We start from the raw sequence: 21,444 nt of genomic DNA, 5'->3' as shown, positions 1-21,444 counted from the left end.
GGCGGGCGCCTTCGCGTCTCACGGGCGAACGGCCACGGGCGCCTGGCCCACCCGGCCGCGGCGGCGGTCCCGCACCAGCAGCAACGCGGAGACGACCGCGACCAGCGCGACGGCGGCCAGGACCCGGCCCGTGCCGTACTCCGCGTGGCGGGTCGACCCACCGTCGCCCACGGCGGTGAGGAACACCGTGCCGACGCCGGCCACGCCGACGACCTGCCCGAGCTGCATCAGGGTCAGCAGCAGCCCGCTCGCGTCGGCCGCGTCGGAGAGTGCCACCCCCTCGAGCGCCACCGACATGATGATCGACATGACTCCCAGCCCGAACCCGATCAGCGCGGTCAGCAGCTCGTAACCCACGCCGCCACCGGCGAGCGGGCCGACGAACAGGTAGGCCACGGCGGCGACGGCGAACCCGGCCGGAATCAGGTTCGCGTGCCACCGCGCCGGGACCCGCTGCCAGCTGAGCCCGACCGCCCCGAACGCCACGACGCACGGGACGAACGCCAGACCCGACTTCAGCGCGCTCATCCCGAGGTCGCCCTGCAGGTGCAGCGTGGTCGTGAACAGGAAGCCGGCCCACGTCGCGGGCGCCAGCAGCAGCATGACCGCGGCGGGGCGAAGCCCGGGAGCGCGCAGCATGCGCACCGACAGCAGCGGACGCCGGCCGCGGGCGGCAAGGCCACGCTCCACCCACACGAAGAGCGCGAACACCACGACGCTCGCGGCCAGGCAGGCCCAGGTCCAGGCCGGCCAGCCCAGCTCGTGCCCCAGGATCAGCGGCATCACGAAGAGCAGGACGGCCGCGCCGAGTATGACGAGGCCGAGCAGGTCGAGGTCGACGTCGCCCTCCGGCTCATCCGGCGGGATGACTCGCGGGCCGGCGACCATCAGCGCCAGGCCGACGGGCACGTTCACCAGGAAGACCGTCCGCCAGCCGGCGCCGAACAGATCCAGGCTGACCAGCAGGCCTCCCGCCACCTGCCCGGCGACGACACCGCCGGCGATCATCGCGGAGAAGAAGCCCAGCGCGCGCAGCCGTGCCTCACCGGTGAAGTTCCGCTGGATCAGGCTCATGGTCTGCGGCGTCATCAGGGCCGCGCTGGCACCCTGCAGGAAGCGGAAGACGATCAGTGACGTCGTGCCCGGTGCGAGACCGCACGCCAACGACGTCAGGGTGAAACTGACCAGGCCCAGGTGGAAGGCCCGGCGATGGCCGAGCACTCCGCCGAGCCGGGCACCGGTGATCAGCAGCACCGAGTAGGCCACAGCGTAGCCCGCGACCACCAGCTGCAGCCCGGCTCCGGAGACGTCCAGGTCCGCCCGCAACGTCGGCAGGGCGACGTTCACGATGCTGTTGTCGAGCACGGACATGAACTGGCCGAGGAGAAGGACGGCGAGCAGCGCGCCCGCGGCGCGCTGCGGTGTGGGCGGCGTCCGCCGTTCCTCGGTGGCGGGACTGCGCAGTGCATTGACCATGAGGAACATCCTGGGCGTGCGTCGGTACTGGTAACGAGAGCCCCGTGATACTGGTACTGGCAGCACCTGGCACGCCGGGCCGAAGCCCGGCACGCTGAGAACGTGACGACGCAGCCCAGCCCCACGCCGGCTGCCGTGCCTCAGGTGGATCAGGTGGCACAGGTGGCTCCCGTGCTCCCGATCAGGCCGCGGGCCGAGCGGCGGCGATCGGATCTCGCCCTCTTCCTGCGCAGTCGGCGCGAGCGCATCACCCCCGACGACGTCGGCATGCCGCCGGGGCCCCGCCGCCGCACACCGGGGCTGCGCCGCGAGGAGGTCGCGCAGCTCGCGGGGGTCGGCGTCACCTGGTACACCTGGCTGGAGCAGGGGCGGCCCATCAACGCGAGCCCGCAGGTCCTCGACGCCGTCGCCCGCACCCTGCGCCTCGGCCCGGCCGAGCGCGAGCACCTTTACCGACTGGCCGACACGCCTCAGCCGCATCCCGCGGCGGACGAGGAGACCACCGGCATCCCAGCGGACATCCGCACGATCCTCGACGGGCTGGACCCGCTGCCGGCGGCGCTGGTGAACGCACGGTCCGACGTACTCAGTTTCAACGCCACCTTCGCGGCGCTGGTCCCCTGCCTGGCGAACGCGCCCGTCAGCGAGCGCAACTCCATCTGGTTCACGTTCACCGCCCCGCCAGCCTGYAACCCCATCGTGAACAGCGAGGAGCTGGCCGCCGAGCACGCGGGGATCTTCCGCTATCGCTACACCCAGCACCTCGGCGAACCGGAATGGCAGGAGTTCGTCCACCGCCTGTGCGCGGCGAGCCCCGAGTTCGCCCGGTTGTGGGCCAGCCATGACGTGGTCCCGCCACGGCCGTGCAACAAGATCTTCCGCTACTCAGGGATCGCCGACATCGCGACCCGCTCCACGAACCTCGAGCTGTCGTACCAGCCCGGCACCCGAGTGATCGTCTACACCCCGATCAATGACGAGAGCCGGGCGGGCATCGCCTGGCTCCGCGAACATCCCGAGGCGGCCACCACACGCCACGAGCACTGAAGCCTTCTCCGGCCGGCACCCACCCGGCGAGCGCCGCGGCCGTCGCGGGCCCGAGTTCGGATCCGAGATCGGATCCGGGCCCGCAGGCCACGGTGGCGAGGCCTGGGCATGTGCTGTGCGCAATGTCAGGCGACCGCCTGCAACGCCGCCGCGCGGCGCAGGGTGTCGCCGGTGGCGGCGTCGAACAGGTGCAGCCGGTCGACGGCGGCGTAGAGCCTGAGCTTGCCGCCGCTGGTGACGGGCGTCCGAGGGTCCAGCGCGGCGGTGAAACGGCAGGTCTCCGGGCTGGTCGGCGGGCCCGACGGCACCGCCCCGTGGGCGAGGGTCTCGGTGCCGAGGCGTTCGATCAGGTCGACCTCGACGTCGAAGATCAGCGCGGGGCCGGCCGGGGGCTCGGTCTGGACGTCGTGCGGCCGCACGCCGATGGTCACCTCGGTACCCGTCGGCGCGGCCAGGCCCGCACGGATGGCGGCCGGAACCTCCACAGTCTGGTCGCCGACCCGCAGCTCGAGCGAGCCGGTGCCGGGCGACTCCGAGAGCAGCCCCGGGACGAGGTTCGTCGGCGGGCTGCCGATGAACGTGGCGACGAAGACGTTCGCCGGGTGGCTGAACAGCTCGTCCGGTGTGCCGAGCTGCTGCAGGCGCCCGTCGTGCAGCACGGCGATGCGGTCCGCCATCGTCATCGCCTCGGTCTGGTCGTGGGTGACGTAGAGCGTCGTCGTGCCCAGCGAGCGCTGCAGGCGGGCGATCTCGCCGCGGACGCGCACCCGCAGCTTGGCGTCGAGGTTCGACAGCGGTTCGTCCATCAGGAACGCGCGGGGCTGGCGGACGATCGCGCGCCCCATCGCGACGCGCTGGCGCTGGCCGCCGGACAGTGCCTTCGGACGCCGGTCGAGCAGGTCGGTGAGCCCGAGGATCTCGGCCGCAGCGGTGACCCGCCGGTCGCGTTCGGCGCGGTCGACCTTGGCCAGCCGCAGGGCGAACTCCATGTTCCGCCGCACGGTCATGTTCGGGTAGAGGGCGTAGTTCTGGAAGACCATCGCGAGATCACGGTCCGCCGGCGGGACGTCGGTGACGTCCCTGCCGCCGACGAGGACCTGACCGGCGGTCGGCGCGAGCAGACCGGCGACGATCCGCAACGCGGTCGTCTTCCCGCTGCCGGACGGACCGATGAGGACCAGGAACTCCCCGTCCTCGACAACGAGGTTGAGCGATTCCAGGGTCGGCCGGTCGTCGTAGGTCAGGGTGACGTCACGCAACTCGATCGTGGACATGGGGCTCCCTCTTCCCTTGGACGCTGACGCTCAGCGCAGCCCGCACAGGACACAGACCCACGCGCTGGACACAGCCCGCGCAGGGCACGGCCGACGCAGGACGCAGCGCGGCCACGGCGCGCGACCGGCCGTGGTGGACGTTCGGAGAGGGAGGTTCCGACGCCCTTGTCGACGCACCGAGGCCCCAGATTCGCACGAGCGGCCTGGCCCGTCCAGAGCTTCGGCGGCACTCGGCGCCAACTCCTTCAGGTAGTCAGACCGACACAGAAAGTTTTATGTACATCCACCAGTGACCAATACTTGACAGCGACGTAACCGGGGCCCACAGTTTCGAAGCCATGAGAGCGCTCACACGCGATCAGTGCGGTGAGTGTGAAGCCAGAGGGAGGGCTTCATGAGGGCACGGCAGGGCCGCCTTATGGCCATGGCCGGGACGGCCGTCCTGGCCATGGTCTTATCCACCACCAGCGCCTGCGGAGGCGACGACGGAGGGAAGACCAAGCTCACCATCAACACGTTCGGCGTCTTCGGGTACACGGACCTGTACAAGGAGTTCGAGGCCAGCCACCCCGACGTCGAGATCGTCGAGACCGTCAGCGAGTACAACGACCATCACAACAACCTGGTGAACCACCTGGCGGCCGGCTCCGGCGCCGCCGACGTCGAGGCGGTCGACGAGGGGTTCATCGCGCAGCTGAAGGCGACGCCGGAGCAGTTCGTCAACCTGAACGACCTGGGCGCGAGTGATCGGGAGGCCGACTACCCCGCGTTCAAGTGGTCGGCGTCGCTGTCCGCGGACGGCAAGACCCAGGTCGGTCTCGGCACCGACGTCGGTGGGCTCGCGATGTGCTATCGCACCGACCTGCTCGAGGCCGCCGGCCTGCCCAGCGACCCGGCGGCGGTCAGCGCGCTCTGGCCGACCTGGGACGCCTACTTCAAGACCGGCCGTGACTTCGCGGCGAAGAACACCGGGGTGAAGTTCTTCGACGCCGGCACCAACATCTACAACGCGCAGATCTTCCAGCTCGACGAGAGCTACTACGCCACCGGGACATCCGATGTGATCGTCGGGTCGAACCCCAAGGTCAAGACCGCTTTCGACGCGACCGCGAAGGCCATCTCGGACGGTCTGTCCGCGGGGCTGGTCGCCTTCGAGGACGAGTGGGTCACGGCGATGAAGGAAGGCACCTTCGCGACGATCACCTGCCCGGCCTGGATGCAGGGCTACATCAAGGAGAACGCGCCGGAGACGGCCGGGAAGTGGAACATCGCCTCGATTCCCGGGGGTAGCGGCAACTGGGGCGGCTCCTGGCTGACGATTCCGGCGCAGAGCGACCACAAGGACCTGGCCTACGAGCTGGTCTCCTTCCTGACCGCGCCGGAGCAGCAGACCCGGATCTTCAAGGAGACGGGCAACTTCCCGTCCAGCGTCACCTCCATCAAGGACTCGGCGGTGCAGTCCTTCACCAACCCGTTCTTCGATGACGCGCCCACCGGGAAGATCTTCGGCGAGTCCGCGATCAGCCTGGAGCCGCAGTACCAGGGTTCGAAGCACGGGGCCATCCGGCAGGCGATGGAACACGGAATCCAGCGCATCGAGCAGGAGAACCAGGCCGCCGACAAGGCCTTCTCCGAGTCGGTCGAAGAGGCGGAACGCGCCGCCCGCTGAGGCCTGAGACCCGAACAACACCACGGCACCACCCGAACAGCACCGTTCCGAACGGCACCGTCCCAGCCGGTGTCGTTCGGGACGGCGAACAGCCCGTGGGCCCTGTCAGCGGAAAAGAGGGAGCTGCCGATGACGATCGCGACCCCCGCGCACCCGACGGAGAGCGCGGCCGAATCCGCGCCAGCCGCGCGGGAGGCGCCCCAGCGGCAACCCAGGCCGCACAGCACGTTCCGGCGCGTCGGGCGCGCGACGGTCCCCTACTGGCTCATCGCCCCGTTCTTCGTCATCTTCACGGCCTTCGGGCTTTTCCCGATGGTCTACACCGCCTGGATCTCGCTCACCGACCGGGACATGCTCCGCCCCGGTGCCGCGAAGTTCATCGGCCTGGGGAACTACGCCGACCTGTTCTCGGACGAGTTCTTCTGGAACGCTGTCGGCAACACCTTCCTGCTGATGGCGATGTCGTCGGTTCCCCAGCTGGCGTTCGCGCTGATCCTCGCGCACATCCTGAACACCCGGCTGCGGGCGCGCACGCTGTTCCGGATGGGCGTCCTGCTGCCGAACATCACCTCGATCGTCGCGGTGACCATCGTGTTCAGCCAGATCTTCGGCCGCCAGTTCGGCCTCATCAGCTGGCTGCTGGACACGGTCGGCCTGGACCCGATCAACTGGCAGGCCGGCGAGTGGACATCCAAGATCGCCATCGCGTCGATGGTCATCTGGCGATGGACCGGCTACAACGCGCTGATCTACCTCGGCGCGATGCAGGCGATCCCCAAGGAGCATTTCGAGGCCGCCGCCATGGACGGTGCCAGCACCTGGCGCCAGCTGTGGCACATCACCCTGCCGGCGCTGCGCCCGACCATCGCCTTCACCGCGCTCATCTCCGTGATCGGGCAGATACAGCTGTTCACCGAGCCGCTGTTGTTCGACAACTCGCCGGGCAGCGTCTCCGGCGGCAACAGCCACCAGTTCCAGACGCTGGCGCTGCTGCTCTACGAGGAGAGCTTCCGGCTGCACAACTTCGGTTACGGCTCCGCCATCGCCTGGGTGATGTTCCTGGTGACCATGGCACTGGCCGCGGGCGCCTACTTCGTGACCCGTGGCACATCCCGACTCACAGGGGGATCCCGGTGACCGGCTTCACCCGCGGCTCCACCCGCCGTTCCACCCGCGGCTCCGGCGAGGGTTCCGGCCCGCTGCGCTATCCGCTCCTGTTCGCGGTCGTCATCATCTCCGCGTTCCCGGTGTACTGGACCTTCATGATCCCGTCCCGGACCAACGACGTGGTCGGCCAGCTGCCACCGCCGTTCCTGCCCGGCGGGCACTTCTTCGAAAACGCCGCCCGGGTCTTCGACACGGTCAACTTCGGCAAGGCTCTGATGAACTCGGTCATCGTCGCCGGGTCCATCACCCTGAGCACTCTTCTGTTCTGTTCGCTGGCGGGTTTCGCGTTCGCCAAGCTGAACTTCCGCGGCCGAAACGCTCTGCTGCTCGTGGTGGTCTCCACCATGATGGTGCCGGTCCAGCTCGGCATCATCCCGCTCTATATCGAGATGCAGGAGCTGGGCTGGGGGAACCGGCTGATCTCCGTCGTGCTGCCCACCGCGGTGACCGCTTTCGGGGTCGTCTTCATGCGGCAGAGCGTCATCCAGGCGGTGCCGGACGAACTGCTGGAAGCCGGCCGCATGGACGGCTGCGGAACGCTGCGGCTCTACTGGCATGTGGCGCTGCCCGCGCTGCGCCCGGCGATGGCCGTCCTCGGCCTGCTCACGTTCATGCAGGCGTGGAACGACTTCATGTGGCCGCTGATCGTGCTCAACGCCGAGAACCCGACGGTGCAGGTCGCGCTGAGCACGCTGGCGTCCGGCCACTACCGGGACAACACTCTGGTCCTGGCCGGCACCGCCCTCGGCACGATTCCCGTTCTGGTCATATTCGCCCTGTTCGGCCGCCAGATCATCGGCGGAATCATGGAAGGCGCGGTGAAAGGTTGACGTCCTCCCCCGCCTGAAGGCGGGGGATTCCAACTCCTACACACCCACCAGGGAAGGGGGTGCGAGTTGTTGAGGTTCGCGGTTCACGGGCACGCCCAACGGCGTGCCTCCCCGCGCAGCCACCGCGCGTCCCGCCGCGATATTCACTGCTGCGTTCACATCAGCGTTCGCCGTATGCCCGCAGGCGACACAGCGGAACCGCGCTTGGCTCTCACGCGATTCCGCCGCCACATGCCCGCAGGCCGAGCAACGCTGACTGGTATAAGCGGCCGGAACGCGTTCGACTCGGCCGGGGGCTTTCTGTTCCAGACGCTGCACGAGCAGGCCCCAGCCGTTGGCAAGGATGCCTCGGTTCAACCCGGCTTTCTGTCGCACGTTCCGGCCAGGCTGGTCGACCGAGCCCCGGGCCGACCGGGTCATGTTCCCGATCCGCAGGTCCTCGACGCGGATCAGGTCGAAGCGTCGGGCGAGATCGGTGGAGGTTTCCTCGGCCCAGTTTTTCCGTCGGTCGGTTTCCCGGGCTTTCAGCCGGGCTATCCTGGCCTTGAGACGGCGGCGCCGGTTCGAGCCCCGTTTCGCCTTGGCGAGGCGGCGTTGCAGCCGCGCCAGCCGCGCGGCCTCTGCTGGCCGCAGCCCGGGGCAGGACAGCAGCTCACCGGTACTGAGCGCCGCGGACACCGTTACGCCCCGGTCGACCCCGACCGCCTCACCAGTGCCCGGCGCCGGGATCGACTCCGGGACCACAGTGAACGCGACATGCCAGCGGCCAGCCCGGTCACGGGTGATCCGGTACGACTTGAAGTCGGGAACAGGCCGGGACAGCCGAAACTTCACCCAGCCGACTTTCGGTATCCAGCATCGGGACCAGCGCCGGTTCAGCTTTTCGACCCGGGCGTTCTTCCCCACGATCTGGAAACCTTCGGACTGGCCGCGTTTCCGAAAGGTCGGCCGCTGATGGGAGCCACCGAAAAAGTTCCGCAGAGCTTGATCGTAGTCCCGCAGGGCCTGCTGTTGGACGGTTTGCGATCCGGCGCGGAGCCAGTCGAACGCGGCGCGCGCGTCGGTCAATTGCCGGCACCGTTCCAGATGGGATGGCGCCTTACCCCGGTAGCGGGTCCACCACGACTGCTGTTCCACGCACAGATTCCACACGAACCGTGCATGCCCGCAGTGCTCTTCGAGTCCGGCGACCTGTTCGGGTGCCGGAACAAGCCGATAGCGGGACATGATCCTATTCTACAGAAGGGATTCGCTCATGCGTTCCAGCGTGGGGCACCGTTTCCTCTCCGGCCTGAGGGCCGGAGTATCCACGGCGCAAATCCGATGACCCACACCCCTGTTCGGACAGCAGACCCGGCGACGGCGAACCAACTGGCGACCGCAGACCAGCTGGCGACGCGGATCGCCGCCGGCCTGCCGGCGGATTTCGTCTGGGGCGCCGCCACGGCCTCCTACCAGATCGAGGGCGCCTACGACGTGGACGGGCGGGGGCCGTCGATCTGGGACGTCTTCGCCCGCACCCCCGGCAAGGTCCAGGGCGGCGAGAACGGGGACGTCGCCACCGACCACTTCCACCGGTATCCCGAGGATGTCGCGCTGATGGCCCGGCTGGGCCTGAGCGCCTACCGGTTCTCCGTCGCGTGGCCGCGGGTCGTCCCGACCGGTTCGGGCCCGGTCAACCCGCGTGGGCTGGCCTTCTACGACCGGCTCGTCGACGAGCTGCTCGGTGCCGGCATCGACCCATGGGTGACGCTCTACCACTGGGATCTGCCGCAGCCGTTGCAGGACGCCGGCGGCTGGCCGAACCGGGACACGGCCCTGCGCTTCGTCGACTACGCCGAGCATGTCGTCGGCGCGCTCGGGGACCGGGTCCGGCACTGGTCGACGCTCAACGAGCCGTGGTGCTCGGCGTTCGAGGGCCATCTGACCGGCCGGCACGCGCCCGGCGTCCAGGACGCCACCGCCGCCGTCCGCTCGGTGCACCATCTGCTGCTCGCCCACGGGCTGGGTGCGGCCGTGGTGCGCGAGCGCGGTGCCGGTGACGTCGGCGTGACCCTCAACCTGATCCCGGCCGAGCCGCCGCCCGGCCTCGAGGACATCCCCGGCGCGGACGAACCCGTCCGGCTGGTGGACGGGCAGCAGATCCGCCTCTGGCTCGACCCGATCCTGCACGGCACCTACCCCACCGACGTGATCGAGGACTTCTCCCGCGCCGGCGCGGAGCTGCCCATCCAGGACGGCGACCTGGACCGCATCTCCACGCCGGTGGACTGGATCGGCGTCAACTACTACGCGCCGCACATCGTGACGCCGGGACCGGATCCGTCGCCGAAGCCGACACCGTTCGCCGGTGCCGACAACGTGACCAGGGTCGTCACCACGGACGACGTGACCGAGCTGGGCTGGCCGGTCCGTCCGGGCAGCTTCCTGGCGCTGCTGCACCGGCTCGGCGGGGACTATCCCGGGGTTCCGTTCTACATCCACGAGAACGGCGCCGCGTACGCCGACACCGTGGCGGCGGACGGCACCGTGCACGACCCGGAACGCCTGCGGTACATCGCGAGTCATCTCGATGTGGTCCGGCAGGCGACCCAGGACGGTGTTGATGTTCGGGGATACTTCGTCTGGTCACTGCTCGACAACTACGAATGGGCGGAGGGGTACCGGATGCGGTTCGGCGTCGTGCACGTCGACTTCGAAACGCTGACACGTACGCCGAAGTCCAGCGGCCTGTGGTACTCGCGGCTCATCCGGGAGCACCGCGGGATGAACGCTTCCGCCGACGAAAAGACGAACGGGAATCCGTGACGCCTGAACACGCCGCCCCGGACGCGCCCGCCGCCGCCGTACAGCAGCAGCGGCGGGCGCCGACCCTGGAGGCAGTCGCCGAGCTCGCCGGGGTGTCCCGGGCGACGGTGTCCCGGGTGGTCAACGATTCGGAGCGGGTCTCCCCCGAGGCCCGCGACGCCGTCAACGCCGCCATCGCCGAGCTCGGCTACGTGCCCAACCGGGCCGCCCGCAGCCTCGTCACCCGCCGGACGGACACCATCGCGCTGATCATGCACGAACGGTCGGACACCGTCTTCGCCGACCCGTTCTTCGCCAGCATGCTGCGGGGCGTGAACCACGCGCTGACCAGCACCGACCTCCAGCTGGTGCTGATCCAGATCCAGGGCGACCCGCAGCGTGACCGGGCCCTGCGCTACGTCGGCAACGGGCATGTCGACGGGGTGCTGCTGATCTCGCTGCACGGCGACGACGAGCTGGCCACCTCGGTCTCGAAAGCCGGCGTGCCGCTGGTCATGGCCGGCCGGTTGCTGACCGACGACCGGGTCGACTCGGTCGACGCCGACAACGTCGGCGGCGCACGGCTGGCGGTGCGCTACCTGGTCACGGCCGGGCGGCGCCGGATCGCGACCATCGCCGGCCCGCAGGACATGAGCGTCGGTGTCGACCGCCTGCGCGGCTACACCGAGGAGATGCAGGCGGCCGGCCTGCCCGGGTCGACCGACTGGATCGCGACCGGCGACTTCACCGAGGCGGGTGGCCGGGCCGCCATGGAACGGCTGCTCGCCGAGCATCCGACGCTGGACGCCGTGTTCGCGGCCTCCGACCTGATGGCGTTAGGCGCGCTGCAGGCGCTGCGGGCCGCCGGGCGACGGATTCCCACCGACGTCGCCGTGGTCGGCTTCGACGACACCGCCCTCGCGCCGTACGCCGACCCGCCGCTGACGACGATCCGCCAGCCGGTGGAGCGGCTCGGCGAGGAGATGGTGCACCTGCTGCTGCGGCGCATCAACGACAGCGCCGGGGCCGGTTCCGGTTCCGGGGCCGACGCGGATCCGTCCGCGGTCGTGCTCCCGACCGAGCTGGTCATCCGTTCCTCGGCCTGACCTCCGCGGCCTGGCCTTCTCGGCCTGGCCCTGCGACCGCCCCCCGCGCTTCGTCGCGAAGAGTAACGAAACGCACGTCACCGTTCCGGAGAGCAGAACAACCGAAACGCCGCCTCAGTCGCGTGATTGCATGGTCAGCGGCATTCCGCACCGCGCAGGAGGTGGATCGGTTCCCACGGTTCGGTCTGACGGCGCCTGACCGCTGACCACGGGGAGTCACCCACCGCACATCCAGCTGTTCGTGCTGAAGGGTTCCCTGTGGTGCAGAGCTCGGTCTCGGGCCGTGTCCTGATCGTCCTCGGCGCGCTGTCGGCGTTCGGCCCGCTGGCCACGGACCTGTATCTGCCGGCGCTGCCCGAGCTCGCCGACGACCTCGGCGCGACCGACTCGGCGGCCCAGCTCACGGTGACGGCCTGCCTGGTGGGGCTGGCCCTCGGCCAGCTCGTCGTGGGACCGGTCAGCGACCGGTTCGGACGGCGCCAGCCCCTGATCATCGGCGTGGGAGCCTTCGCCGTGATGTCCGCGCTGTGCGCGCTGGCACCGGGAATGGGCACGCTGACCGGCTTTCGGCTGCTCCAGGGCTTCGCCGGCGGCGCCGGCGTCGTGATCGCTCGTCGTGCGGCGTCTGCCGAGGCAGTACGACTTCCGAAGTCCCTCAGCCCGCGGAAAGGACATCGATGAGATGGGCGAACGCCCTGTGGCCGTGACCAGCCGAGCCCCGTACTGCGGTTGCACTGCAACCCGGGCACACGGCCATGGACGTGGGTGGACATCACCGAGCCTGCTGCCTGCACCGATGGACGTCGGTGGACGCCCGTAAACAGTGCGCCGAGGCTACGGCTCAATAGGTTGAGCCGCGCCCTTGCGCATGTCGAGGACCATCGGCAGCTGCCAGCGGGGCGGGGTTGGCCCGGCCACTCCTGGCGGATGCCCTTCCCCCGCTGGGCGCCAAATGATCTGGCAGACACCGCCCGCGTCAAGGGCACCCGTTGGGCGGTTCTTCGGACTGGCCGCGCCACCCTTGCCTGAAAGCGAAAATCGCAGGTCAGACGGCTCGCCGACCGAATAGGTGCAGGTCGGAGGACCAGGTCGTGGCACGAAGCGGATGAAGGCGACACCGACCCGACGAGGCCGGCCGGACAACACGGCGCCTGGGGGCATAGTCAGGGCAGGCCGAGTGTGAGGAGGCAGCGATGGCCGTCAGGGTCACTCCGGAGGAGGCCGTCATTCTGCGGGCGGTGGCCGCCCGCCGGGTGGAGTACCGCTGGCGGCGCGGGCCCTACTCGGATCGCTACACCCTCGGTGAGGAGAATGTCACGGTGGCCGCCCGGCCGCTGGCCCGCCGCGGGCTGATCTGGCACCCGCCCGGCAGCAGCCGCCCCGAGCTCTCCCCCGCGGCCGCGGCCTGGCTGGACGCCCATCCGGAACCAGCGTCCTGACAGCGCTCCGGAGCCGTCCCCCGCACTCGCTGTGACCGTTCGTCGGAGCTGGCGTGCCTGCGGAGGGGGCACGGCCGGACCCCTGAACGAGCCAGGCTCGGCGGGCGCGCCGCCGGGATCCGGCTGACACTGGCGGTCCGGGCCGCTCGGCGGGCAGCCGTAAGAGGCCCGGGCCAGACCGCACGGTCTGAGCCAGGCCGGGTCGATTCGGCGGCGTCGTCGGGCGGGAGGACGGGTGTCCATTCACGAGAGCCGTCCGACCAGCCCGGGTGGCCGGACCAGCGCACCCGGCACGCCAGCCGGCGGCACCGCGCCGACCAACACCGCATCCGGCAGCACGGGACCGTCCGCGCTGCGCCCGCACATGGGTCTGAGCGCGCTGACCTTCGTCTCGCTCGGATCGATCATCGGCTCCGGCTGGCTGCTCGGCGCGCTCACGGCCGCCCAGGCCGCCGGCCCCGCGGCGATCGTCGCGTGGATGATGGCCGGCGTCCTGGTGATGATCCTGGCGCTGGTGCACGCGGAGCTGGGGGCGACCTACCCGGTGGCCGGCGGCAGCGCCCGCTACACCCATCTCGCCCTCGGCCCGCTCGCCGGGTTCACCGCCGGCTGGCTGGCCTGGATCCAGGCGGTGGCGCTCGCTCCGATCGAGGTCGAGGCCGCCCTGTCGTACCTGAACAACGAGTTTCCCGGCCTGATCAGGCAGGACGGCACCCTTACCGGAACCGGGCTCGCGATCGGCGCCGCATCCATGCTGGTGTTCACCACGATCAACGTCCTGGGGGTGCGACGCCTCGCCGCGACGAACGCGGTCACCGTGGTCTGGAAGTTCCTGGTTCCGCTGCTCACCGTGGTGACCCTGTGCGTGGTCTCGTTCCAGCCGGGAAACTTCCACGCCGGCGGGGGCTTCGCGCCGTTCGGGGCGCACGGGATCTTCGCGGCGCTGCCCGCCGGTGTCGTGTTCGCGTTGCAGGGCTTCGAGCAGGCCGTGCAGATGGGCGGCGAGGCCCGCAACCCCGCCCGGGACATCCCGCGGGCCATCATCATCGCTACCCTGCTCGGCACCGGCCTGTACCTGGCACTGCAGATCGCGTTCCTCGGGGCGCTCGACCCGGCGCAGCTCCTCCACGGCTGGTCCCATCCGGTCGGTTCCGGGGACTACGGGCCGTACGCGACCCTCGCGCAGGGGCTCACCCTGACCTGGCTGGCCGCGCTCCTCTACATCGACGCGGTGGTCTCCCCGGGCGGCACGGCGCTCATCTACGTCGGCACGTCGTCCCGGCTGGCCTATTCGCTCGGCGAGACCGGCTCACTGCCCAGCGCCCTGCGCCGGCTGAACCGCCACGGGACGCCCGTCGTCGCCATCGCGATCGCCTGTGTCGTGGGCCTGTTGATGTTCCTGCCGTTCCCGAGCTGGCAGCAGCTGGTCAGGCTGATCAGTTCGGCCACGTTCGTCATGTACGGATTCGTGCCCATCGCGCTGATCGTGCTACGCCGGACCGACCCGGACCGGCCGCGGCCGTACCGGCTGCCGGCCGCGAACGTGCTGGCCCGTGCGGCGTTCGTCGCCTCCAACATGATCGTCTACTGGTCGGGGTGGGAGAACGACCGGAAGCTCGCGGCGGCGATCGTCGTCGGTTTCGTGGTCTTCGCCCTGTACCGCGCGACCCAGCCGGCCGACCGGTGGCCCGCGCTGGAGTGGCGGGCCGCGCTGTGGATCGCGCCCTGGCTCGGCGGAGTGGTCCTGATCTCCTGGCTCGGTCAGTTCGGCGGCCGGGGCGTGATCCCGTTCTGGGTCGACCTGGTGGTGCTCTCGGTCTTCTGCCTGGGCGTCTTCGAGCTGGCCGTACGAGGTGCGCCGCCGGCCGCCCGCACCCGCCACCTCATCGACGCGGTCTGCCCGCCGCGGCGCGCCAGCGCGGATCCCGTGCCGGACGGAACCGTGCCCGGCGCGCGCATCCCCTGACTGCCCCGCCTGACCTGCTGGGCCGACCGGTGCGGCGACCAGGGCGACCAGACCGTTTCACGTTGTCCACAGACGCCCCGCCCGTCATCGCCGCCGCGGGCGCCCCTTCTACAGTGGCCCGGTGACCCTGCCATCCGTTCGGACCCCGCGTGACGCCACCGATGTGCTGCGCCGGGTCTTCGGCTACGAGTCCTTCCGCGACGGTCAGCGCCAGATCATCGAGCATGTCGTCGGCGGTGGTGACGCGCTGGTGCTGATGCCGACGGGGGGCGGCAAGTCACTGTGCTACCAGATTCCGGCGCTGGTGCGCCCGGGCACCGGCGTGGTCGTCTCACCGCTGATCGCGCTCATGCAGGACCAGGTGGACGCGTTGCGCGCGCTGGGCGTCCAGGCGGGCTTCCTCAACTCCACCCAGGACGACGCCGCACGCCGCAAGGTGGAGGCCGCGTTCGTCGCCGGGGAGCTCGACCTGCTCTACCTGGCCCCCGAGCGGCTACGGCTGCGTTCCACCGCGGAGCTGCTCGACCGGGGCGAGATCGCGTTGTTCGCGATCGACGAGGCGCACTGCGTCGCGCAGTGGGGGCACGACTTCCGTCCCGACTACCTGCTGCTGTCCGAGCTGCGCCAGCACTGGCCCGAGGTGCCGCGCATCGCGCTGACCGCCACCGCCACGCCGGCGACTCACAAGGAGATCACCACCCGGCTCGGGCTGGAGAACGCCCAGCACTTCGTCGCGGACTTCGACCGCCCCAACATCCAGTACCGCATGGTGGCGAAGCGGGAGCCGAAGGCGCAGCTGCTGGAGTTCCTGCGCACCGAACACGCGGCGGACGCGGGCATCGTCTACTGCCTGTCCCGCTCCTCGGTCGAGAAGACGGCGGACTATCTGGTCGCCAACGGCATCACGGCACTGCCCTACCACGCCGGTCTCGACGCGCGGATCCGTGCCGAGCACCAGGCCCGGTTCCTGCGCGAGGACGGCCTGGTGATGGTCGCGACCATCGCCTTCGGGATGGGTATCGACAAGCCGGACGTGCGGTTCGTCGCCCATCTCGACCTGCCCAAGTCGATCGAGGGCTACTACCAGGAGACCGGCCGCGCGGGTCGGGACGGTCAGCGCGCCACCGCGTGGCTCGCCTACGGCCTGCAGGACGTCGTCCAGCTCCGGCGGCTCATCGAGTCCTCGGAGGGTGACGCCGCGCACCGCCGACGCCTCAGCCACCACCTCGACGCGATGCTCGCGCTGTGCGAGACGGTCGAATGCCGCCGCATCGGGCTGCTGTCGTACTTCGGGCAGCAGCTGTCGGCCCCGTGCGGAAACTGTGACACCTGCCTGCACCCGCAGCAGTCCTGGGACGCGACCGTGCCCGCGCAGAAGCTGCTCTCGGCGGTACTGCGGCTGCAGCGGGAACGCCGGCAGAAGTTCGGCGCCGGCCACCTCATCGACATCCTGCTGGGCCGGCGTACCCCCAAGGTCAGCCAGCACAGTCACGACACACTCACCGTGTTCGGTATCGGCACCGAACTCAGCGAGGCCGCCTGGCGCGGAGTCGTCCGCCAGCTGTTGGCGCAGGGGCTGCTGGCGGTGGAGGGCGAGCACGGCACGCTGCTGCTCACCGACACGAGCGCGGAGGTCCTGCGCAAGGAGCGGGTCGTGTCGATGCGGCGCGAACCCGAGCGTGCGCCCCGTACGGCCGGCGGAGGCGGCGCGGCGCCCAAGGCCCGTCGCGCCGAGCCGGTCGAGCTTTCCGCGCAGGCGCAGCCGGTGTTCGAACGGCTGCGGTCCTGGCGGGGGGCGACCGCCAAGGAACTGGGCATCCCCGCCTACATGATCTTCCATGACGCCACCCTGCGCGAGATCGCCACCCGAACACCGACGTCGCTCCCGGAGCTCGCGGCCATCAGCGGTGTCGGCGAGAACAAGCTCGCCAAGTTCGGGCAGCAGATCCTCGACACCCTCACCGAGGCCGAGAAGCCCAGCGGGACGGACCCTGCCGAACCGGAACCGACCGAACCGGAGGTGACCGAGCCGGAGCCGGCCTGACCTCGCCGCCGGGCGCGGCTCAGATCAACTCAGATCGGCTCGTGTCGGCGGATCTTCTCCTGCAGGCGGATCGTCGCCGGGCCCGGGGCCACCCGCAGTTCGCGGGCCAGCACCTCGGCGCAGGTACGGAACTGCAGCAGCGCCAGATGGGGCTGGCCCTGCCGGCTGTGGCAGCGCATCAGGCGGCGGTGCGCGTCCTCCCGGCACGGGTCGCGGTCGAGGATCTGCCGGCACAGCAACGCGCACATCGCGTAACGCCGGGTGCCGAAGTACAGCGAGCTGAGCTGGTCGAGGGCCTCAAGATGGGTCAGGCGGAACTGCTCCCGCGGCAGCACCATCCAGTCGTCGGTTCGCGTGCCGGCCAGGAAGTCGCCGCGGTAGAGCGCGACCGCCGCCTCCCACTCGGCCACCGCGTCGTCGTGGCGTCCCAGGTCGGTGAGCCGCCGTCCCGCCCGCACATGATGTTCGAACACGTCCGCGTCGACGGAGACCGCCACGTCGGGGGCAAGGCGGTAGATGCCGCGTTCGAACACCACGACCGGGCCTCGGGTCGTCTCCCGCAGCACCCGGCGCAGGCCGGAGACCGCGACCTGGAGGCTGTTACGCGCCGCGGCGGGATCCACGCCCGGCCAGAACGCCTCCATGACGACCTCGCGCACAGGCGTGTCCGCACGGTGCAACACCAGGTAGGCCAGCAGCGCACGCTGCCGTGAGCCCCAGCCCGCCACCGGCCGCCCGTTCACCGCGACCGACAGCGGGCCCAGGACATGGACGACCATCTCCGGCCGGGCGCAGCCGTCCATCGCGGCGTCGGCCGGACGGCGCTGCGTGACGACACTCAGGTCCACCGAACTCAGGTCCACCGACAACCCGGTCGCTGTCCGACCGCCCGCACCGGCCGGATCGCCACCTGCCTCGCCAGCCGCGGCGGCACCGGCCGCCGGGCCCGGTTCCTCCGCGAACCTCGGCGCGCTGAACGCCGTGGACAGGTGGGCGCGCAGCAACGCCATGGTCGCCTCCTCCGAACGGGCGAGCTCCGCCGCGGCCGCGGCATGCTCACGCCTGTCCCGGCGGAGGTCGACGACCCGCCGAACCAGCCGGTCCGCCTCGGCCACCATGGGCGATCCGCTGGCCGGTCCCGTCGGCACCGCCTTCACAGCGGCCTGGAAGAAACCCGCCGCGGTCTCCGGATCGCCGCCCAGCACATGGAGCCCGCCCAGATGCCAGGCCGCGGCGGCCTCCACCGTCGCGTCGCCGGACACCCGGGCGAGCGCCTCGGCCTGTTCGGCCCGGCTGGTCGCGCCAGCCAGATCACCGGTGATCGCGGTGAGCCGGCTGGCGGCGAGGAGCCGCCGGGAGGCCGCCTCGGGCGGCCCGTGCTCCCCGCGATGGCCGTGACGACCGTGCTGCCCCGACGCTCCGGACGGCCCGGGCAGCCCGGACGGCCCGGGCAGCCCGGGCAGCCCGGGTATCCCCTCCTGCCGGCGCGGTGCATCCTGCCGGCGCTGCCCGGCCGTTGCCGTCATGTCGAGCCAGCATCGGGCGAGATCTGTCCGGCCTCGGGAGAACGCGACGTGGGCGGCCGCGTCCAGCAGGACCGGTTCGGCCTCCAGGACATCGGCGGAAAGCCCGTCCAGCCAACGCCCGAGGGTGCCCCACTGACCACTGGCGATCATGTCGTCAGCCACCTGGCGCAGTGCCCACACCAGGGTCGGTTGATCGTCAAGGCCGGCAAGCAGCGGAATCGCGCGTTCGACGGCACCGCGCCGCAGCAGGCCGAGCGCGATCCCGCGCTCCGTGTCACGGTCCAGGTGGACATCGCCGGCGAGGGCGGCGGCCAGCGGCGCCTGCCAGACGGTCCGGATGCGCGACCAGCCGCCGACGAGTGGCTGGAACCAGGGCCCCTGGATCTTTCCGTACACGCGGTCGTGTTCGTGATCGTGGTCGTCCACCGCCGCATAGCCCACCCGCAGGATCCGGGCCAGGGCGCGGCGCGAGCCCGCGTCAACGCGGGACAGGGCTGTCTGAGCCACCGCTGTCAGTACCTCGGGCAGCGAGGAGGCACGGAAGACGCGGACGATCTCGCTGTCCGTGAGCGACGATCGGGCGAAGGCGAGCACGGCGCGGACGGCGGCGGACCGGCGCAGCAGAGTGGCGGCACGCCACCGCCACCGGCCGAGACCGGCAGGCAGGGCGACCGCGGGATCAGGCGCCTCCAACTGCGCAGCGGTGGGCACCCGGTCGGCTTTCAGCACACCGACGCCCGGCAGCGTCGCGTGCCCGATCACGACCCGCGGCGTCGCCGCCGGCAGTGCCGGGAGGACATGTCTGCAGGCCAGCTCCAGGGACGGACCGTGCGGGTCCACGCGGTCCGCGTTCTCCAGGACCAGCGCCGCGTCCGACGGGAGCTGGTCGGCCAGCACCGCTCCGAGGGCCTGGTAGAGCCCGTCCCAGCCGAAGATCGACCCCGGCCACGCACCGGACCGTGCCAGCAGCGCGGCGCCGAAGCCGGGTAGCTGGCGCCGCACCGCGGCCACCATCGTCATGAGCAGGGTCGCGGGGTCGCGGTCCTCAACACCGAGGCGCAGCCAGACCGGCCGCCGCCCCACTTCCGTCAGGGCTGTCGCCAAACCCTCGGTAAGCAGGCTTCCCGGTGCGGCCACAAGGACGGTAACGCCGCCGCGCGCCGCCTCCGTGAATACCGAATGCGTGGCCACGGCCTGGCCCGCGACGGGCTCCAGCATCTTGCTCGCAAGCATACGTCCCCCAGCTGCCCATCCCCCGGAAGCGCTGTCGAGCAGCAGGCAACATCTTTATCACCCGCGGATCAGAAATACTCCGTCTTTCCGCCGGCCTGGCGACGAGAGCAACCGTCCAGACGCCTGTGCCGGCCATGGTGCGCCACGGGGATGACCGTTTGTTTCCTGCGGCGACCAGGCTGCCGGGTTCCTGGCGCACCTCGCCATCGGCGACGACGAAGAACTCGCCACCCAGTAGCACGGGTGATTCCAGCTCACTGACCAGCGGTGATCGACCGACGGCACCCCCGACCCGGCCCCTTAACCAGAACGCGCCGAGCCTTAAGCCCGACCAGCAAGATCATTAATCGGGTCCGTTTAGACAGAGTGCATACCCGGCTCGCCCGGCGGCGAGCGACAACACCGACATGAGGGGACACCGAGCGGTGCCACGATCCGGAGAACCACAGGGAAAGATCGAGATCAGCGATGTCGTCCAGATCGCCGATGACAGTGGAATCAACCCGCCCAGCATCATCGAGCTGGGGGACCCGTTCAAGCTGTGGGTCGAGTTCTCGTTGTTGACCCCCGACCTCCATCTGCTCGAGGATTTCCTCAGCTACGAGGTCCGATACTGGGCGAACGCAGTCGACGCACCGCGCCCGCCGTATGTGATCGCGCCCCGTAAGGAGTCCACGGTCTTCGGGAGGCACGTCTATTCGCAGGCGGAGACCGAGCGGGAGATACCCGCCGGCAGCCTGCCGCCCGGCATCTACCAGATCGGCGCGTTCGTCAAGTTCACCCTGGTCAGCCCGGTCGCCGCCGAGCGTCGATTCCCGCTGGCGGCTGACACCGAGCCGCGCTACCTCCACATCTACGAGCCGTAGCCGACCCGTAGCGACGGTGACCTGCCTGGAGACCACGCGTCCCGGCCGCCGCCGCACCTTGGCGGCCGGGACGCGCCACAGCACGCCCCTGCGCGGCCGGCCTCCCGGCAGCCCCCACCGGCGCGCGAACACCGGAACAAGGGACGAAGCGCCGCACGAACGCAGGTGTGAACCCGCGAGGGCCCCGATGGCGCGAAATCACGGGCCTGGCGGTGAGAACGCCGGGCACCTGCCGGCCCCGACGATCTCCGATATCACCACAGGGCCCGCCTGAATGCGCGTCGAGTCTTTGCCCACAACCGCCACCGAACACGTCAGCGAGAATGACATGAGATATTCCGGTGAACAGCGCGATCCGACGGGGACCCGGACAGGCGAGACCCCCCTTCAGACCGGGTTTCCCGCAACGGACGACCCGGCAGGAGAACAGCACGCCGAGGGTCCGCAGACGTCCCACCCGCAGGCCGAAAGCGGCGGGGAACCGACCGGGGAGGGACAGCGTGAGGAAAGTTTCGTGCTTCGACTCCTGGTCGATGCGGACGGGGTCCGCAGCACCAGCATCCGCGCGGTGCGGGGGCAGGACGAAGCACGCTGGCCGTCCTGGCGGCCCGCCGAGCTGGTTACCTTTGTCGAATCCCAGCTGACAGGTCTCATCCGTCCGCCCAGGAGCGGAGATCGGACGAGCGCCGCGGTCGATATCCCCCAGATCGCACCGACCCACCTGGATCTCCTTGCCGAGGTCAGGCCGAGCTCGCCGACGGCTGGATCTCCCTTTGATGTCCGGCTCTTTCTACACGTTGGAGAAAGGCCGTCGCCACACCGGTCAGACCAGCTCGAATTCCGGGCCGTCGCCCGGGTGAGCCCGCTGACCAGATCCATGCCGCATTCTGGTGCGGCGTGTTCCAGCGCCCAGATCGGCGTCGGCCAGGAGATGCCGTCGCCGCTTCGCGCCCGCGGCACCGTGTCCGGAGCCGCGACGTCGATCCACCTGGCGGACTCGGGGCGCCCGGCCGG

14 protein-coding genes and 1 pseudogene are annotated in these 21,444 nt (G+C 70.5%); 11 read left to right on the top strand and 4 right to left on the bottom strand.

All coding sequences use genetic code 11. The features are described 5' to 3' along the window. Positions 1–18: 18 nt before the first annotated feature. On the bottom strand, positions 19–1,476 hold the full coding sequence (locus CcI49_RS00450; protein WP_076823619.1) for an MFS transporter: 1,458 nt from the start codon (positions 1,474–1,476) through the stop codon (positions 19–21). Between the two features lie 162 nt (positions 1,477–1,638). Here CcI49_RS00450 and CcI49_RS00445 point away from each other — a divergent pair, with 162 nt between their 5' ends. Next, positions 1,639–2,523: a helix-turn-helix transcriptional regulator gene (locus CcI49_RS00445; RefSeq protein WP_235497509.1), complete on the top strand. Its 885-nt coding sequence runs from the start codon at positions 1,639–1,641 to the stop codon at positions 2,521–2,523. Positions 2,524–2,648: 125 nt separating this feature from the next. Here the strand turns inward: CcI49_RS00445 and CcI49_RS00440 are convergent, their stop codons facing one another. Then, positions 2,649–3,797 (bottom strand): ATP-binding cassette domain-containing protein, encoded by a 1,149-nt coding sequence (locus CcI49_RS00440; protein ID WP_054564347.1) that lies wholly within the window; start codon positions 3,795–3,797, stop codon positions 2,649–2,651. A gap of 394 nt (positions 3,798–4,191) precedes the next feature. Here CcI49_RS00440 and CcI49_RS00435 point away from each other — a divergent pair, with 394 nt between their 5' ends. The 3 genes from CcI49_RS00435 (at position 4,192) to CcI49_RS00425 (ending at position 7,463) form a co-directional block, all read left to right on the top strand. Beyond that, complete coding sequence (locus tag CcI49_RS00435) at positions 4,192–5,466, top strand: extracellular solute-binding protein (RefSeq protein WP_198955423.1); 1,275 nt, start codon at positions 4,192–4,194, stop codon at positions 5,464–5,466. Between the two features lie 129 nt (positions 5,467–5,595). Then, positions 5,596–6,603, top strand: coding sequence for a sugar ABC transporter permease (locus CcI49_RS00430; RefSeq protein WP_054564348.1), 1,008 nt, complete (start codon positions 5,596–5,598; stop codon positions 6,601–6,603). Then, positions 6,600–7,463 (top strand): carbohydrate ABC transporter permease, encoded by an 864-nt coding sequence (locus tag CcI49_RS00425; RefSeq protein WP_054564349.1) that lies wholly within the window; start codon positions 6,600–6,602, stop codon positions 7,461–7,463. Before CcI49_RS00430 ends, CcI49_RS00425 begins: the two co-directional genes overlap by 4 nt. A gap of 36 nt (positions 7,464–7,499) precedes the next feature. Here the strand turns inward: CcI49_RS00425 and CcI49_RS00420 are convergent, their stop codons facing one another. Continuing rightward, positions 7,500–8,690 carry an RNA-guided endonuclease TnpB family protein gene (locus CcI49_RS00420; protein WP_076823618.1) on the bottom strand — a complete coding sequence of 397 codons (1,191 nt, stop codon included), beginning with the start codon at positions 8,688–8,690 and terminating at the stop codon, positions 7,500–7,502. Positions 8,691–8,786: 96 nt separating this feature from the next. On the opposite strand from CcI49_RS00420, the gene CcI49_RS00415 reads away from it, so the two are divergent. The 6 genes and pseudogenes from CcI49_RS00415 to recQ all read left to right on the top strand — a co-directional run bounded on the left by CcI49_RS00415 (position 8,787) and on the right by recQ (position 16,805). Beyond that, a complete protein-coding gene (locus tag CcI49_RS00415) occupies positions 8,787–10,271 on the top strand; it encodes a GH1 family beta-glucosidase (protein WP_083749225.1) in 1,485 nt (494 codons plus the stop codon). Then, positions 10,268–11,356, top strand: a complete 1,089-nt coding sequence (locus CcI49_RS00410; protein WP_076823617.1) for a LacI family DNA-binding transcriptional regulator — start codon at positions 10,268–10,270, stop codon at positions 11,354–11,356. The genes CcI49_RS00415 and CcI49_RS00410 overlap by 4 nt, the downstream gene beginning before the upstream one ends. A gap of 258 nt (positions 11,357–11,614) precedes the next feature. After that, positions 11,615–11,971, top strand: a pseudogene (locus CcI49_RS00405) (MFS transporter); the annotation flags it as partial. A 578-nt stretch (positions 11,972–12,549) separates the two neighbouring features. After that, positions 12,550–12,795 (top strand): hypothetical protein, encoded by a 246-nt coding sequence (locus CcI49_RS00400; RefSeq protein ID WP_076823616.1) that lies wholly within the window; start codon positions 12,550–12,552, stop codon positions 12,793–12,795. A 235-nt stretch (positions 12,796–13,030) separates the two neighbouring features. Continuing rightward, positions 13,031–14,761, top strand: coding sequence for an APC family permease (locus tag CcI49_RS00395; RefSeq protein ID WP_076823615.1), 1,731 nt, complete (start codon positions 13,031–13,033; stop codon positions 14,759–14,761). A gap of 121 nt (positions 14,762–14,882) precedes the next feature. After that, positions 14,883–16,805 carry a DNA helicase RecQ gene (recQ, locus tag CcI49_RS00390; protein ID WP_241839832.1) on the top strand — a complete coding sequence of 641 codons (1,923 nt, stop codon included), beginning with the start codon at positions 14,883–14,885 and terminating at the stop codon, positions 16,803–16,805. A 29-nt stretch (positions 16,806–16,834) separates the two neighbouring features. On the opposite strand, the gene CcI49_RS00385 is transcribed toward recQ, so the two are convergent. After that, positions 16,835–19,564, bottom strand: coding sequence for a BTAD domain-containing putative transcriptional regulator (locus CcI49_RS00385; RefSeq protein ID WP_076823614.1), 2,730 nt, complete (start codon positions 19,562–19,564; stop codon positions 16,835–16,837). A gap of 425 nt (positions 19,565–19,989) precedes the next feature. On the opposite strand from CcI49_RS00385, the gene CcI49_RS00380 reads away from it, so the two are divergent. Further along, positions 19,990–20,430 (top strand): hypothetical protein, encoded by a 441-nt coding sequence (locus CcI49_RS00380; protein ID WP_076823613.1) that lies wholly within the window; start codon positions 19,990–19,992, stop codon positions 20,428–20,430. Positions 20,431–21,444 lie beyond the last annotated feature (1,014 nt).

Source organism: Frankia sp. CcI49, assembly GCF_001983215.1.
GTDB classification, from domain to species: Bacteria; Actinomycetota; Actinomycetes; order Frankiales; family Frankiaceae; genus Parafrankia; species Parafrankia irregularis.
This window is presented reverse-complemented; position numbering and strand designations above follow the sequence as displayed.